The organism is Streptomyces natalensis ATCC 27448 (assembly GCF_000935125.1).
In the GTDB taxonomy this organism is placed as follows: Bacteria; Actinomycetota; Actinomycetes; order Streptomycetales; family Streptomycetaceae; genus Streptomyces; species Streptomyces natalensis.
Window position 1 is genome coordinate 78,679 of sequence record NZ_JRKI01000034.1, and the last position, 15,870, is coordinate 94,548.

Annotated in this window: 13 protein-coding genes; all 13 read right to left on the minus strand. The window is 71.2% G+C overall.

Annotated elements, in window-relative coordinates:
* Positions 1–6: 6 nt before the first annotated feature.
* The gene (locus tag SNA_RS25070) at positions 7–1,176 is read right to left on the minus strand and encodes a serpin family protein (protein ID WP_030064247.1); all 1,170 of its coding nucleotides are present in this window, start codon (positions 1,174–1,176) and stop codon (positions 7–9) included.
* 29 nt (positions 1,177–1,205) lie between these two features.
* A complete protein-coding gene (locus SNA_RS25075) occupies positions 1,206–2,588 on the minus strand; it encodes an aspartate aminotransferase family protein (RefSeq protein ID WP_044366880.1) in 1,383 nt (460 codons plus the stop codon).
* Positions 2,585–4,486, minus strand: a complete 1,902-nt coding sequence (gene dxs, locus SNA_RS25080; protein WP_044366881.1) for a 1-deoxy-D-xylulose-5-phosphate synthase — start codon at positions 4,484–4,486, stop codon at positions 2,585–2,587. Before dxs ends, SNA_RS25075 begins: the two co-directional genes overlap by 4 nt.
* A gap of 20 nt (positions 4,487–4,506) precedes the next feature.
* Entirely contained in the window at positions 4,507–5,532 is a 1,026-nt protein-coding gene (hpnH, locus tag SNA_RS25085) for an adenosyl-hopene transferase HpnH (RefSeq protein ID WP_030064244.1), read from the minus strand.
* Between the two features lie 5 nt (positions 5,533–5,537).
* A complete protein-coding gene (locus tag SNA_RS25090; RefSeq protein WP_030064243.1) occupies positions 5,538–6,194 on the minus strand; it encodes a phosphorylase family protein in 657 nt (218 codons plus the stop codon).
* Positions 6,194–8,173 (minus strand): squalene--hopene cyclase, encoded by a 1,980-nt coding sequence (shc, locus tag SNA_RS25095; RefSeq protein WP_030064242.1) that lies wholly within the window; start codon positions 8,171–8,173, stop codon positions 6,194–6,196. The genes SNA_RS25090 and shc overlap by 1 nt, the downstream gene beginning before the upstream one ends.
* 107 nt (positions 8,174–8,280) lie before the next feature.
* Complete coding sequence (locus SNA_RS25100; RefSeq protein ID WP_037788815.1) at positions 8,281–9,396, minus strand: polyprenyl synthetase family protein; 1,116 nt, start codon at positions 9,394–9,396, stop codon at positions 8,281–8,283.
* Complete coding sequence (hpnE, locus tag SNA_RS25105; RefSeq protein ID WP_044366882.1) at positions 9,393–10,811, minus strand: hydroxysqualene dehydroxylase HpnE; 1,419 nt, start codon at positions 10,809–10,811, stop codon at positions 9,393–9,395. Before hpnE ends, SNA_RS25100 begins: the two co-directional genes overlap by 4 nt.
* 61 nt (positions 10,812–10,872) lie before the next feature.
* Positions 10,873–11,823, minus strand: a complete 951-nt coding sequence (hpnD, locus tag SNA_RS25110) for a presqualene diphosphate synthase HpnD (RefSeq protein WP_078970180.1) — start codon at positions 11,821–11,823, stop codon at positions 10,873–10,875.
* On the minus strand, positions 11,820–12,755 hold the full coding sequence (gene hpnC, locus SNA_RS25115; protein WP_044366883.1) for a squalene synthase HpnC: 936 nt from the start codon (positions 12,753–12,755) through the stop codon (positions 11,820–11,822). Before hpnC ends, hpnD begins: the two co-directional genes overlap by 4 nt.
* Positions 12,756–13,203: 448 nt before the next feature.
* A complete protein-coding gene (locus tag SNA_RS25120) occupies positions 13,204–13,995 on the minus strand; it encodes an ABC transporter ATP-binding protein (RefSeq protein ID WP_241779866.1) in 792 nt (263 codons plus the stop codon).
* A 16-nt stretch (positions 13,996–14,011) separates the two neighbouring features.
* A complete protein-coding gene (locus SNA_RS25125) occupies positions 14,012–14,941 on the minus strand; it encodes an ABC transporter permease (protein ID WP_030064234.1) in 930 nt (309 codons plus the stop codon).
* A gap of 78 nt (positions 14,942–15,019) precedes the next feature.
* Positions 15,020–15,865: a glycosyltransferase family 2 protein gene (locus SNA_RS25130; protein WP_420823510.1), complete on the minus strand. Its 846-nt coding sequence runs from the start codon at positions 15,863–15,865 to the stop codon at positions 15,020–15,022.
* Positions 15,866–15,870: the final 5 nt, after the last annotated feature.

Consider the following 15,870-nt stretch of genomic DNA (forward strand, 5'->3'; position numbering starts at 1 on the left):
GGCGCCTCAGGTGCCGGGGTCGGTGACCCACCCCGCTACCAGCACCAGCCCCGACTCCCGGTGCCGCGCGAGAAAGCCGAAGGGCCGGTCGAAGGTGGCGGAGACCACCTGTGACGTCTTCTCGGGGCGCAGTGCGGAGCCCGCGCGCATCCCGATGGCCGTGACGGCCGCCGCGCGGAAGCCCAGCGCCCCGAACGTCGCGGTGACGGTCTGACGGGCAGCGGACACCGCCAGCGGCCGGTCGCTGATGCCGGGGAAGTGGCCGCGCGAGGCATCGGTGGCGGTGGCGAGCCCGAACAGCCCCGCGTGCTCCAGCAGATCGTGCTCGGCGTCGACAGTGAAGGCCGCACAGCACAGCTCCGCCTGCGGCCGGCCGTCCCAGCTCGCCACCGTCGACACCCGGACGCCCGGCCCGGCGCCGTCGCTCAGCGCCGTACCGGACCGGACCGGATACGCACCGCCCAGCGCCGCCACGCCATGGCGCAGCACCTCGCCGCCGGACATCCGGGACGGCCCGAGCAGCAGCTGGACGTCCAGGGCGTTGTCCCCGGCGACCTGCGCGACGGTCAGCTCACCGGCCGGTGTGCGGTGCACCCGTATCTCTTCCGGGTCGCCCCCCGAGCGCCTCAGGCCAGTCATCTCCCGTCCGGCCCATGGTCCTTCGGCCGGCCGCAGCGGGACGTCGCGGAAGGGCTCGCGCCAGGTGGTGCGGACGAGGAGGGCGCTCGCGAGGACGAGCAGGGTGGCGGGGTCGGCCGCTACGGGCATCCGCTCGATGAGCCCGTCGGTGTGCCGCCGCACCCAGGCGTTCAAGGCCTTCCGGTCCGTGGGGGCGTCGCCGGTCAGTTCGCCGTGGACGGCCGGCGGCAGCGCGGCCACCCAGTCCGGGCGCAGGGTGAGGGCGCGCCGGGTCCACAGACCCAGTGCGGCATCGACGCCGTCCGTCGCGGCCAGCGCGGTGAGCAGGCCGGCGCCCTCGCGTACCGCGTCCCCGGCGTCCGTACCGGTCGCCGCGGCCAGTTCCTCGCGGGCCGGTCCGGCCGCGGGAGTGGCGAGCAGGGCGAGCAGCGGCCAGAGGCCGGTGGCGGTCAGGGCCGTGCCGCGCTCCCCCACCGTGCGGTGTGCCCAGCGGGCCGTCAGGTCGTTGACGGCCCGCACCGTCGTCGCAGCGATCATCGTGCGCACTCCCCCCAGTTGTACGTCAGTCAGCGGTTGGCGACCGCCTGTTTGACCAGCGTCCGCCCGAAGTCCCACATCAGGCTGCCGCCGTTGTGTGCATCGTCCATGACGGCCGTGAACGCCTCGACGAACCGGTCGACCTCCGGTTCACCGATGATCAGCGGCGGAATGAGCTTGATGACCTCGAGGTGATCGCCCGAGACCTGGGTGAGGATGCGGTGGCGCTGGAGCAGCGGCGCCACGACCATTTGGGCGAACAGCCCCTTGCGGGCGGTTTGCAGCATCCGCCAACGTCCCCTCAGCGCAAGGGACTTGGGTCTGCCGAATTCGATGCCGATCATCAGGCCGCGGCCGCGGACGTCGTGCAGCAGCTCGTAGCGGTCGGTCAGGGCGGCAAGGCGGGTGCGGAGCAGGTCGCCGGTACGCCGGGCGTTGGCGGCGATCCCCTCGTCCTCCATGACGGTGAGCACCGCGAGGCCGGCCGCCATGGCCTGGGCGTTGGAGCCGAAGCTGGCGGAGTGGACCAGCACCCGGTCCATGGCGGAGTAGACCTTTTTGAAGATCCAGTCCTTGCCGAGCGTGGCGCCGACGGGTACGTAGCCGCCCGAGAGCGCCTTGGCCACGCAGACCAGGTCCGGTTCCACGCCCTCCTCGTGCTGGTGGGCGAAGAAGTCGCCGGTGCGGCCGAGGCCGGTCTGCACCTCGTCGGCGATCAGCAGGGCCTTGTGCTTACGGAGCAACTCCTGTGCGGCGGGCAGGAATCCGGGCGGGGTGGGGTGGACACCCTTGCCCTGGACGGGCTCGATGACCAGCGCGGCGATATCGCCCTGGTGCAGTTCCCGTTCGAGGGCGGCCAGATCGCCCAGGGCGATGGCGGTGTCGGGCAGGAGTGGGGCGAAACCGTCGCGGAATCCGGGCTCGCCGTTGACGGAGAGGGCGCCGGTGGTCAGGCCGTGGAAGGCGTGGGTGCAGTAGAGGATGCGCGGGCGGCCGGTGGCGTAGCGGGCGAATTTCAGGGCGGTTTCGACGGCTTCGGTGCCGCTGTTGCCGAAGAAGACGCGGTCGAGGTGGGGCGCGTAGGTCAGCAGTTTCTCGGCGAGCAGGCCGGGCAGCGGCTGGCAGTCGAAGCGGGTGAGGTCGGGCAGGTCGGCGTCCAGGACGTCGTGCAGGGCCTGGCGGACGACGGGATGGTGGCGGCCCAGGCCCATCACCCCGAAGCCGGCGAGCATATCGAGGTAGTCGTTGCCCTCGGCGTCCCAGAAGTAGGCGCCCGCGCCCCGCTCGTAGACCTTGTCGAAGCCGATGGTGTGCAGCATCCGCGGGAGCTGGTGGTTGAGGTGGCGGGCGTGCAGGTCGTAGCGTTCGGCGCCGCGTTCGGCGAGCAGTTTCGCCAGGTCGAACCCGGTCACGAGGCGCTCTCCTCGTGGGCCGGCGCGGGGTTCTTGCGGGCCAGCGCGTCGCTGATGCGGGCGGCGATCCCGGCCGGGGTGAGCCCGACGTCGGCCAGCAGCTCACCGCGTTTGGCGTGCGGCAGGAACTGGTCGGGGATGCCGAAGGTGAGCAGCGGTACGTCCACGTCCGCATCCCGCAGCGCCTGGCCGACCGCCGAACCGACGCCTCCGGTACGGAGGTTGTCCTCGACGACCGCCACCAGGGCGTACTGCGCGGCGAGCGGGGGGAGGGCGGGATCGACGGGTTTGACCCAGCGCGGGTCGATGACCGTGGTGTCGACGCCGCGCGCCGCGAGGAGTTCGGCGGCCCGCAGGCACACCGGCGCCATCACGCCGACCGCGATCAGCAGGACGTCCGGCTGCGGCCTACGGTGCAGCACGTCGGCGCCGCCGATGCGGCCGACGGCCGGGACCGGGTCGCCCACCGTCTCCTTGGGGTAGCGGATCACCGTGGGCGCATCGTCCACGTCGAGGGCCTCGCGCAGCTGGGCGCGGAGCTGGTCGGCGTCGCGCGGTGCGGCGATCCGCAGCCCCGGTACGACGCCCAGCACGGACAGGTCCCACATGCCGTTGTGCGAGGCGCCGTCGGTGCCGGTGACACCGGCCCGGTCCAGGACGAAGGTGACGCCGCAGCGGTGCAGGGCGACGTCCATCAGGATCTGGTCGAAGGCGCGGTTGAGGAAGGTGGCGTAGACGGCGAACACCGGGTGGAGTCCGCCGGTGGCCAGCCCCGCGGCCGAGACCGCGGCGTGCTGTTCGGCGATGCCCACGTCCCAGATCCGGTCCGGATAGGCGCGGGCGAACTTCTCCAGGCCGAGAGGCTGGAGCATCGCCGCCGTCAGGGCGACGACGTCGGGGCGCTCGGCCCCGATCCGTACCATCTCGTCGCCGAAGACGGAGGTCCAGGAGGGGGCGTCGGCCGCGGTGACGGGGGCGCAGGTCAGGGGGTCCATCACGCCGACGGTGTGGAAGTGGTCCGCCTCGTCCTCCAGGGCGGGCGGGTAGCCGCGTCCCTTCTGGGTCAGCGTGTGCACCAGCACCGGGCCGCCGAAGCGTTTGGCGCGGGTCAGCGCGGATTCGACGGCCGCGATGTCGTGCCCGTCGATCGGGCCGAGGTACTTCAGGCCCAGGTCCTCGAACATGCCCTGGGGCGCGAAGGCGTCCTTGAAGCCCTTCTTCGCGCCGTGCAGCGATCCGTAGAGCGGCTGGCCGACGACGGGGGTGCGCTGGAGGACGTCCTTGCCCCAGGCCAGGAACTTCTCGTAGCCGTCGGAGGTGCGCAGGGCGGCGAGGTGGTGGGCGAGGCCGCCGATGGTGGGGGCGTAGGAGCGCTCGTTGTCGTTGACGACGATGATCAGCGGGCGGTCCTTGGCGGCGGCGATGTTGTTGAGGGCCTCCCAGGCCATGCCGCCGGTCAGCGCCCCGTCACCGATGACGGCGACGACATGGTCGCTGACGCCGCGGACCCGGTTGGCCTTGGCGAGCCCGTCGGCCCAGGCCAGGACCGTGGAGGCGTGGCTGTTCTCGATGATGTCGTGCGGCGATTCGGCGCGGGAGGGATAGCCGGACAGGCCGCCTTTGGCCCGGAGCTTCGAGAAGTCCTGACGTCCCGTCACGAGCTTGTGGACATACGACTGGTGGCCGGTGTCCCACAGGATGCGGTCGGCGGGTGAGTCGAAGACCCGGTGCAGGGCCAGGGTCAGCTCGACCACGCCGAGGTTGGGCCCCAGGTGGCCGCCGGTGCGGGCGACGGACTGTACGAGGAACTGGCGGATTTCCTCGGCGAGTTCCGCCATCCGCTCCCCGGGCAGCGCTTTGAGGTCGCGTGGCGCACGGATGTGTTCCAGCAGGGTCATGCTCGGTCCCCCTCCCCGGGTCACCGGCGGTTTCCGCCGGCGGTTTCCTTGATCGCCCGCAGCGATTCCTTCAGGGATCCCATGGTGGCCAGGACGGCGGTGGGCTCATAGCCGCAGTGCGCCATGCAGTTGGCACAGCGGGGGTCCTTGCCACGGCCGTACTTGTTCCAGTCGGTCTCCTCGATGAGCTCCCGGTAGGTGGGGACATAGCCGTCGCTCATCAGATAGCAGGGCCGCTGCCAGCCGAAGAGGGAGTAGTTGGGAATCGCCCAGGCCGTGCAGGGGAAGTCCGCCTTGCCTTCCAGGAAGTCGAGGAAGAGCGGGCTGTGGTTGAGCCGCCAGCGCCGGCGGTTGCCGCCCGCGAATGCCTTTTTGAACAGCTCACGGGTCTGCTCGACGCCCAGGAAATGCTCCTGGTCGGGGGCCTTTTCGTAGGCGTAGGCGGGCGACAGCATCATTTCGTCGACCTGGAGGTCGTCATTGAGGAAGTTGAGGACCTCGATGATGGTCTGCGGGGTGTCGGTGTTGAAGAAGGTGGAGTTGGTGGTGACCCGGAAGCCGCGCCGCTTGGCCTCCTTGATGGCCGCCACCGCTTCGTCGAAAACGCCTTCCTTGGCGACGGATTCGTCGTGGCGCTCCTGCATTCCGTCGATATGCACCGCGAAGGCGAAATACGGCGAGGGCGTGAAGGCGTCCATCTTCTTGCGCAGCAGCATCGCATTGGTGCACAGAAAGACGTACTTGCGCTTCGCCACCAACTGCCGGACGATCTCGTCGATCTGCGGATGCATCAGGGGCTCGCCGCCCGCGATGGAGACCATCGGCGCACCGGATTCCAGCACCGCGCCGACCGCCTGGGCCACCGGCATCCGCTGTTTGAGGACGCCCGCCGGATGCTGGATCTTTCCGCAGCCCTCGCATTTGAGATTGCAGGCGAAGAGCGGCTCCAGTTCGACGATCAGCGGGAATTTCTCGCGCCGCCGCAGCACTTTCTGTTCAAAGAGATAGGTCCCGACCCGGATGGTCTGGCGAAGCGGCATGGCCATCTGACTCACCTCCTGGGGAGCAGCAACGAACGGTGCCATTCGAAGAGAACAGGAAGAACCGAGCGCAGCACACGGAAGGCCGATATTCCACCGCGCACGGTGCCGATCCGTACGAGTTCATGTTCTGGAGCGTCCACGACCACCCGGACGGCCGCAACGGGGCGGGGTCCGGCGCGCTGCGCGGCGCGCAGGGTGGCCGCGGATTCCATGTCCACCGCGATCGCGCCCGCGGCGTGCAGCGCGGCCCGCTCGGCGCCGTGGACGATGTGGTCCGAGCCGCGCAGCAGGCCGGTGTGGACGGTCAGCCCGCGCCGGTCAAGGGCCGCGAGGAGCGGGCCGTTGTCGCGGCAGACGACGTCATGGGCCTCGGGGCGGTGGTCGCGGGTGGCCTCGGCGACCACCACGTCACCCGGCCGCATCCCCGGGGCCAGCCCGGCACAGAAACCGCTGGCCACGACCGGTGACCGCGCGGTGGCGGCGCCCTCGCGCAGCGCCGGGTCCAGGGCCCGCTCGGCCGCCTGCGGCCCCATGCCCGTACGGAGGGTGACCACCGGCGGACGCGGGCCGTCCGCTTTCCCGCCCCGCAGCGCCCATCGCTCGATGCCCAGCGCGCAGGCGATCAGCAGCGGCGGTTCGGCGTCTGCCGGGGCCGGTCTCGGCATCAGTCCCCCAACGGCGCGTCGGCCGGTCCGCCGTGGACGTAGCGGCCCAGGGCCGTCAGCGGGAAGACCTGGCGGTAGAGGTGGTAGTTGATGGAGAAGTCCCAGGGGAACCCCGTACCGGTGAAGTGCGGCTCGTCCCAGGAGCCGTCCGCGCGCTGGGTGTCGACCAGATGGCGCACCCCGCGCCGTACCGCCTGGCTCTCCCGCTCCCCCGCCGCCAGCAGCGCCATCAGCCCCCAGGCGGTCTGCGAGGGGGTGGAGGCGCCGCGGCCGGCCCAGCGGTTCTTGTCCTGGTAGGAGCGCTGGTCCTCGCCCCAGCCGCCGTCGTCGTTCTGCACCCGCTCCAGCCAGCCGACGGCCCGGCGGACGGCCGGGTGCGAGGCGGGAATACCGGCCGCGGCGAGAGCGGGCAGGACGGATCCGGTGCCGTAGACGTAGTTGGTGCCCCAGCGGCCGAACCAGGCGCCGCTGGGCTCCTGTTCGGCCAGCAGCCACTCCAGCCCCCGGCGGGTACGGGGATCGTGACTGCGGCCGACATCGGCGAGCATCTCGACGACATGGGCGGTGACATCGGCCGACGGCGGGTCGATGACCTCCCCGAAGTCGCAGAACGGCAGGCGGTTGGGAAACCGGCTGGTGTTGTCGGCGTCGAAGGCGCCCCAGGCACCGTTGCGGGACTGCATGCCGAGGTTCCACCGCACCGCGCGGCGGATCGCGGCGTCCACCCGCTGGGGGTCGGGGTGCTCGACCCGGCGCAGCGCCAGCACCACTTCGGCGGTGTCGTCGATGTCGGGGTAGTTGTCGTTCTCGAACTCGAACGACCAGCCGCCGGGTGGGAGTTGGGGGCGGCGCACCGACCAGTCGCCGGGCCGCAGGACCTGTTCGTCCAGCATCCAGTCGGCGGCCTTGACCAGCTGCGGATGGTCGGCGGGCAGCCCGGCGTCGGCGAGCGCGATGGTGGCCAGACAGGTGTCCCAGACCGGGGACTGACATGCCTCGATCATCCGGGCACCGTCCTCGCGCCAGACGGCGAAACGATCCAGCGAGGCCAGGCCGTGGCGCAGCACCGGGTGGTCGAGGTCGTAGCCCAGCAGGTGCAGGGCGATCAGGGAGTAGACCGCGGGGGGCTGGATGCCGCCCCAGCAGCCGTCGTTCTCCTGGCGCTCGATGATCCACTGGGCGGCCGTACGCATCGCATTGCGGCGCAGCCGGCGCGGGGCGACCTTGTGGTAGACGTGCAGCGCCCGGTCCAGGCGCTGGAAGAGGCCGTCCCAGGTGGTGACGGGGGCGAGCGGGCGCGGCGGGTTGGGGCGGCGCGGGTCGGCGTGGAGCTCGTCGAGGGCGAACGGCGCCGGGCGGACCGGGCGCTTGGCCGAGACGATGGTCAGGGCCACTATCGTCTGCCGGGCCCAGCAGCCGAAGTCGTAGATGTTGAGCGGGAGCCACTTGGGGACGTAGATGAGCTCCGGGGGGAGTTCGGGCAGGTCCTCCCATCGCCACCAGCCGAAGAGGGCCAGCCAGATGCGGGTGAAGACCCTGGCGGAGGCGATGCCGCCGCGGTCGCGGATCCAGGCGGCGGCCCTGGCCATATGGGGCGCGTTCGGGGCGTCCCCGGCCAGTCGCAGCGCCACGTACGCCTCGATGGTGGCGGACAGTTCGCCGGGCCCGCCGTGGAAGGTGGCCCAGGTGCCGTCCGCGCTCTGCTCGCCGCGGATGAAGCGGGCGGCGGCCTCGGTGAGCTTCGGGTCGGTCACGCCCAGGAACTGACGGAGCAGCAGGTCCTCGGCGTCCATCGTGACGTTGGTCTCGAGGTCGCCCTTCCACCAGCCGGCCGGGTCCTGAAGGGCGAGCAGATGGTCGGTGGCGCGGGCGGTGGCCCGCCGCGCCGCGGTCAGGTCGGTCTTCTCAGCGGTGGCATCGCTGGCCGAAGGGGCCCGGGGCGGCAGCGCCCCGGTGCTTCCGTCGGTCGTCGCTGTCATGGCTTCCCCTTCTGCGGTGAACGGTCACGGCTCAGCTCAGGGATTCCGTCGGCCGGCGCCCGGCTGGCACCGGCCGGCGACTGCGAACTAGTTCGTGTCGATAGTGATCATCTCTCTCGTACGACGACGAAGTCCGCGAGCGCGACCAGCTGCGCGCGGACCTTTTCGGGGATGTCGATCTCGTCCAGCGCGGCGATGGCGGTGGCGTGCTGGCGGCGGGCCTCCTGGGAGGTCCATTCGCGGCCGCCGGCCTCCTCGATCAGGGCCGCCCGGGAGGCGAACTCCTCCTCGGTGAAGTCGGCGAACTCGGTCTCGGTCTTCTTGGCGTCGGCGGCCAGGATGCGGGCCAGCCGCTCGGACGCCTCGCCGCCGGCGGCCAGCGCGGCGACGACCGGCAGCGACTTCTTGCGCTGGCGCAGATCGCTCCAGGTCCGCTTGCCGGTGGAGTCCGGATCGCCCCAGATGCCCAGCACGTCGTCGACGGCCTGGAAGGCGAGGCCGAGGTGGTAGCCGTACTTCTCCAGGATGTCGGCGGTACGGTCGTCGGCGCCGCCGAGGACGGCACCGATGGAGACCGCACAGGCGAGCAGGGCGCCGGTCTTGTTGCCCTCCATCTCCAGGCACTCCTCGACGGTGACCCGCTCGCGGTGCTCGTAGGAGATGTCCTGGGCCTGGCCGTCGATCAGCTTGCGGGTGGCCAGGGTCAGCCGGCAGGTGGCCCGGCCGGCCTCGACGGTGCCCAGCTCCAGCAGTATTTCGTTGGCCAGGGCGAACAGCGCATCGCCGACCAGGATGGCCTGCGCGGGGCCGTGCACCTTCCAGACCGTGTCGCGGTGCCGGCGCTGTTCGTCGCCGTCCATCAGGTCGTCGTGCAGCAGCGAGAAGTTGTGCACCAGCTCCACGGCGACCGCGCCGGGGATGCCGACCTCGGGCGCGGCGCCCGCGGCCTCGGCCGACAGCAGGGCCAGAGCGGGGCGTACCGCCTTGCCGCTGTCGCCCGTCGAGGGGTTGCCCGCGGCGTCGATCCAGCCGAAGTGGTAGGCGGCGACGGTGTCCATGGGAGGCGCGAGTCGGTCGACGGCGGCACGCAGCACGGGAGTGGCGAGTGTCCGCCCGCGCTCCAGCAGCGCGGTGACGCTCGCGGTGTCGATAGCCGGGGAAGCCACGGTTTCTCCTCTTTTTCCGGTGCTCGTGCTCTGGCGAGCGCTCGTACTCGTAGTCATGCCGCCTCCTGAGGCAACTGGCCCTGGGGGAAGCCGAGTTCGGTGAGTGCCTCGCGAGCGGCGGCGGTGCCGCTGCGGACAGCGCTTTCCATGGTCGCGGGCCACCCGGTGGCGGTCCACGCACCGGCCAGGTACAGGCCGGGAACTTGGGTGCGGGCATCGGGGCGGAGCCTGCCGACGCCCGGGGCGGGCGCGAAGGTCGCGGTGCGCTCGCGGGTGACGAAGAAGTCGCGGACCCGGGCGCCCCGGGCAGCGGGCAGCAGCCGTTCCAGCTCGGGCAGATAGCGGGCCCGCAGCTTGGCGACCGGGGCGTCGATCTCCTGCTGTGCGGCGGACTGCGAGAGGGCCAGATACTGCCCGTCCTCGGCGAGCCCGGCGGCGTGCGTACGGTCGAAGACCCACTGCACCGGGGAGCCGACGGCGGCGAAGAAGGGGCGGCGCAGCACCTTGCGGTCGTAGACGACATGGACGTTGAGGATCGGTGCGGTGCCGATCTCCAGCAGCCGGTCCTTGTCGGCCAGGGCGCCGTCGGGCAGCAGGCCGCGGGTCTCGCGCTGCGGTACGGCCAGGACGACGGTGTCCGCGGCCAGCTGCTCGCGGCCGTGCGGGCCGTTGGCCACGGCGACCCGCCAGCCCTCGTCCGTACGGGAGACGGCCACGGCGCGGGTGCGCAGCCGGATGCTCACGCCGGCCTTTTCCAGCGCGCTTCGGGCGAGCGCGTCGTGGACCTCGCCGAGCGGCACTTGGGCCCAGCCGATGTCGGCGGCGCCCGGCGCGGAGAGCAGGCCGGTTTTGAAGACCTTGGCGGCCAGGCCCAGGGAGGCGTCGTTCGCGGTGGCGTTGAGGGTGGCGATGCCGACCAGGTCCCACAGTGCCTCGACGGCGCGGGGCGACTGGCCGTGGCGGCGCAGCCAGCTGCCGAAGTCCACGCCGTCCAGGGCGGGATCGGCCGGGTCCAGGCGCTTGAGGGCGAGGGTGGCGCGGACGACTCCGGCGCGCTCGGCGGGCGTCAGATGCGGGTAGGTGGCCAGGCTCTTGGCCAGGTGGAGCGGTACGGGCAGGGCGGTGCGGCGCAGCCGGCCCAGCCGCATCCGGTCGGCGTCGAGGACGGGGACGTCCATCCGGTCCTGGAGGGGCACCAGCTCTGCGGCGCCGATGCGCTCCAAGAAGGAGCGGTAGGCGGTGCAGCAGCGCAGATAGACGTGCTGGCCGTTGTCGACGGTCAGGTCGCCCGCGGCGCTTTCGCGACGGAAGGAGAAGACCAGCCCGCCGAGCCGGGGCCGGCCCTCGACCAGGGTGACGTCCAGACCGGCATCGGCCAGCGCGAGGGCCACCGTGGTGCCCGCGAGGCCGCCGCCGATGACCACGGCGGCCGCCCCCTCGGGGCGGCCGGACGGCCTGGCTGCCGATGTCATGTGTGCTCCCCCCATACCGCTGAGAGGGACGCAGATGTCCCGGCGAGGGTTGCCCGGAGGATCATCCGCGCCTCCTGACGGCCGCGCGACGGCCGATCGCGCGGGCGTCGAGACCGGAGAGCCCGCGCACCGCGACGAACGCCTTCTCCCGGCCGGGCAGCGAGACCCGGCCGCGGAGCACCGCTTCGGGGTCGTCGGCGATGCGGGTCAGCAGCCGGTGGTAGATCCCGGCCATCGCGGCCACGCAGGCGCCGCTGCGCCGGTCGAGCATGGGCAGCAGCCGGAAGCCCTCGGCGAACAGGGCGCGGGCGCGGGCCACCTCGAAGTGCACCAGGCCGGTGAAGTCGGAGCCGGCCGGCGGGACCGGTCCGTGGAAACCGGCCGAGCAGCCGAATTTGGCGAGGTCCTCGGCGGGAAGGTACGTCCGTCCGTTGGCCGCGTCCTCGCGAACGTCCCTGAGGATGTTGGTGAGTTGAAGGGCGAGACCGAGCGTGTCGGCGTACTCGGGGGCGCGCTCGACGTCCGGCGCGCCGGGCACCGTGCCGAACACGCCGAGCGAGAGCCGGCCGATGCCCCCGGCGACGCAGCGGCAGTACACCTTCAGGTCGTCCCAGGTCTCGTAGGTCTCGCCGCGGACGTCCGCGAGCACCCCGTCGATCAGTTCGTCCAGCGCGTCGAGCGGGATGGGGAAGCGCCGGGCGGCGTCGGCCAGGGCGACGGCGACCGGGTCGGTGTCGTCCTCGGAGATCCGGCCGTCCTTGACACGGGCCAGCAGCGCCCGGGTGTCCTCCAGGCGCTGCTGTTTGGCGGCGGTCTCCAGGCCGCCGTCGCCGATGTCGTCGACCCGGCGGGAGAAGGCGTAGAGCGCCGACATGGCCTGTCGCCGGTCGGTCGGCAGGAGCCGGATGCCATAGGCGAAGTTCCGTGCCTGCTGCCCGGTGACGGTCTCGCAGTAGCGGTACGCAGCGAGCACCGGCGCGGATGCGTGTGCGGTTGCCTCCACGCGGCTCACCCCTCTCTTCGCAATGTCGCCCCCACCTCGCGCAGCAGGCTGAGCTTGGTCGGTTTGGGCGGTCCGGGGAGTACGTCGTGGTCGGCGGCCGCGACCGCCTGGAGTGCGGCGCGCCCGCCGGCGACGAAACCGGCCAGCAGCAGCTTGAGTCTGCCGTGGACGCTACCCACCAGCGGGGCGCCTTCATTCAGCAGCTCATGGGCGCGTTCCGCCTCGTAGGCGATCAGTGCGCGCACCGATGCGCCCCCGCTGCGGGCGGCCAGATCGCCCTCGGTGACGCCGAAATGTTTCAGGTCCTCGGCGGGGAGGTAGACGCGGTCGCGGCCGAGGTCCTCGGCCACGTCCTGGAGGTGCTCGACGATCTGGAGGGCGGTGCAGATCCGGTCGGAGTGGCGGATGCGCTCGGGGCTGGCCGTGCCGGTGATGCCCAGGACGAGCCGGCCGACGGGGTTGGCGGACAGCTCGCAGTAGGCGAGGAGGTCGTCGTAGGTGGCGTAGCGGGTGACGATCTGGTCCTGGCGGTTGGCCTCGATCAGGCCGAGGAAGGGCTCGGGGGTCAGACCGCAGCGGCGGACGGTCGGGCCCAGGCGGCGCATCAGGGGATGACGGGGGCCGGGGGTGCGGTCGCTGAAGACGCGGCGCAGATCCGCCTCCAGGGCGTCCAGCATGGCGGGGCGGTCCTCGGTCTGTGCGCGGTCCAGGCCGAGGAGTGCGGCATCCCCGCCGCCGGGGGCGAGATCGCCGTCGCCGATGTCGTCGACGAGCCGGGCGAAGCCGTAGACGGCCATCAGGTCGGCCCGCCAGGCACGCGGCAGGAAGAACGGCGCCACCGGGAAGTTCTCGTGCGCGGCCTTGTCGAGCGTGCTGCGCGAGTGTGCGTCGGCCGGCCCGCCGGTGTCCTTCGCCCGCCGATGGACGACGGTGCGCGTCAACGCCTCCCCTTCACTCACCGCGGGCTGCCCGGCGCGTTTCGGAGCCGGAGCGAACCAGTAGCCATTGCCGTCACGTCTCCCGTTCTACACCGCCAAGCGAAAACATCCCATTTCGGACACGCCGCAGGTCACGGCGCGCCTCGAACGAGCCGACCCTCGCCCGCTCAGGTGAGTATTGCCCGACTTGTGCCTCTTGTATTACTTTGTACCACTTGTGCTGTTCGGCACCCGTACAGCTTACGCCGTACACCTCGCCCCTGTACGAGTGGGTACCGAAGCCCCGGACAACGATCCCGTCAGCATCGGCTCCGATTCAACTATTCCCGGAGCGCCGGGAATTGACCGTCCGTGAACGTTCACCCGTGACGGTGCCGGGGCCTGCGCACCCGAAGACCTCCGCGAGCCGTACGCGCGGAGGTCTTCGGGAGCGGCCGGTGCGGAGTGCGGGCTATTTGCCCGTCTCCTTCTCGTACGCCTTGATCACTTCGTCCGTCGGGCCGTCCATCAGGAGCTCACCGCGCTCCAGCCACAGCACCCGGTCACAGGTGTCGCGGATGGATTTGTTGTTGTGGCTGACCAGGAAGACCGTGCCGGCCTCCTTGCGCAGCTCGCGGATGCGGGCCTCGGAGCGCTTCTGGAAGGCGCGGTCGCCGGTGGCCAGCGCCTCGTCGATCATCAGCACGTCGTGGTCCTTGGCCGCCGCGATGGAGAAGCGCAGGCGGGCGGCCATACCGGAGGAGTACGTCCGCATCGGCAGGGAGATGAAGTCGCCCTTCTCGTTGATGCCGGAGAAGTCGACGATGCCGTCGTAGCGCTCGCGGACCTGCTCGCGGGACATGCCCATGGCCAGGCCGCCGAGGATGACGTTCTTCTCGCCGGTCAGGTCGTTCATCAGGGCCGCGTTCACGCCCAGCAGCGAGGGCTGGCCGTGGGTGTAGACATGGCCGCGCTCGGCGGGCAGCAGGCCGGCGACCGCCTTGAGCAGCGTCGACTTGCCCGAACCGTTGGAGCCGATCAGGCCGATCGACTCGCCGCGGTAGGCGGTGAAGGAGACGCCCTTGACCGCATGGACCTCGCGCACGCCGACCGAGGGCTTGCGGCGGACGATGCGGTTGAGGGCCGCGGTGGCGCTGCCCTTGCCCGCGCCCGTGCCGTACACCCGGTAGACGATGTGCAGATCGTCCGCGATCACGGTCGGTACGCGTTCCAGCGCGGCTTCCGTGGGCGCCATGGGCTCCATGGTGCTGTTGGTCTGCTCAGCCACGTCCGTACCGCTCCTCGGCCTTCCAGAAGTACACGAAACCGGCGACGCCCATCACCAGCGCCCAGCCGGCGGCCCAGGCCCACACGTGGTGCGGCAGCTGGTGCTTGGTGAAGCTGTCGATCAGCGCGAACCGCATCAGGTCGATGTAGACCGCGGCCGGGTTGGCGTTGAGCAGGAGCTCCACGATCGCCGGGACGTGCTTGCCCTTGGTGATCAGGCTGATGCTGAACATCACGCCGGATGCGTACATCCACGTCCGCATGATGAAGGGCATCAGCTGCGCCAGGTCCGGCGTCTTGCTGCCCAGGCGGGCCATGACCATCGCCAGGCCGGTGTTGAAGATGAACTGGAGCAGCAGCGCCGGGAAGACCAGCAGCCACGACCAGGTCGGCATCTGCCCGAAGCCGAGCAGGATGACGACCAGCACGCCCATCGAGAACAGCAGCTGCTGGAGCTGCATCAGGCAGAAGGAGATGGGCAGGCAGGCGCGGGGGAAGTGCAGCGCGCGCACCAGACCCAGACTGCCGGAGATGGCGCGGGTGCCGGCCATCACCGAGCTCTGGGTGAAGGTGAAGATGAAGACGCCGGTCACCAGGAACGGGACGAAGTCCGGGATGCCCTTACGGGTCCCGATCAGCACGCCGAAGATGAAGTAGTACACGAGCGCGTTCAGCAGGGGCGTCGCCACCTGCCAGACCTGGCCCAGTTTCGCCTGGCTGTACTGCGCGGTCAGCTTGGCGCTGGCGAAGGCGGAGATGAAATGCCGCCGGTCCCACAGCTGCCGGATGTACTCCACGAGGCCGGGACGGGCCCCGCTCTGCGAGAGTCCGTACTTCTGGGCACGCTCAGCAGCGGTGAGCCCTCCGTCGGAAGCCGACGGGGCACTCATGGCGACCGCACTGTCGTGCGTTGTCTCGCTCACAGTTGACACTTTCGTCCTCATTGTGCACGGCCGGGGTCACGCCCCGTATCGCACCTGATGCTCTTGGATACGAGCTTGTCAGATGACCGGAGGGCGGCCCAGTCGGGTCAGTCGCCAAACGGTAGCCCACTTCATGGGGCGCCTGTCGCCGCAAGGGGTCGTCCAGCCCTCTTTGAAGCCGGCCAGCCAGACCCGCAGCGCAGGCCAGGAGGGACGACGGGCCAGGGTGAGCAGCAACCAGACACCGAGGTAGACCGGAATCAGCACGGCGGGGAGGTTGCGGCGGGCCAGCCACACACGGTTACGGGCCACCATACGGTGGTAGACCGCGTGCCGGCTGGGAGCCATGGTCGGGTGCAGCAGCAGCATGTCCGACCGGTAGTCGATCAGCCACCCCGCGTCCAGCGCCCGCCAGGCCAGATCGGTCTCCTCATGGGCGTAGAAGAAGTCGTCGGGCAGCCCGCCGACCTCCTGGAAGACCTTGCTCCGCACGGCATTGGCGCCGCCGAGGAAGGTCGTCACCCGCGAGGAGCGCATCGGGTCCGAGGCCCGCAGCCGCGGGACGTGGCGGCGCTGCGTCTCGCCGGTGTCCGGGTCCGCGATGCGGAAGCTGATGATGCCGAGCTCGGGGTCGGCGGTGAACGCCTCCCGGCACAGCCGGGCGGTGTCCTCCCGGGCCAGCAGCCCGTCGTCGTCGAGGAAGAGCAGGATGTCGACCTCGCGGCCGCCGGGTCCGAACGCCTCCGTGCCGACGTTGCGGCCCGCCGGGATGCCGACGTTCTCCGGCAGCTCGACGGTCCGTACGCCCTCGGGGAGCTCGGGCAGCGGCGAACCGTTGCCGACCACGACCACCTCGACCCGCTCGCCGTCCTGCTTGGCGACCGAGTCCAGCAGCGCGCGCAGCTCGTCGGGGCGATTGCCCATCGTGA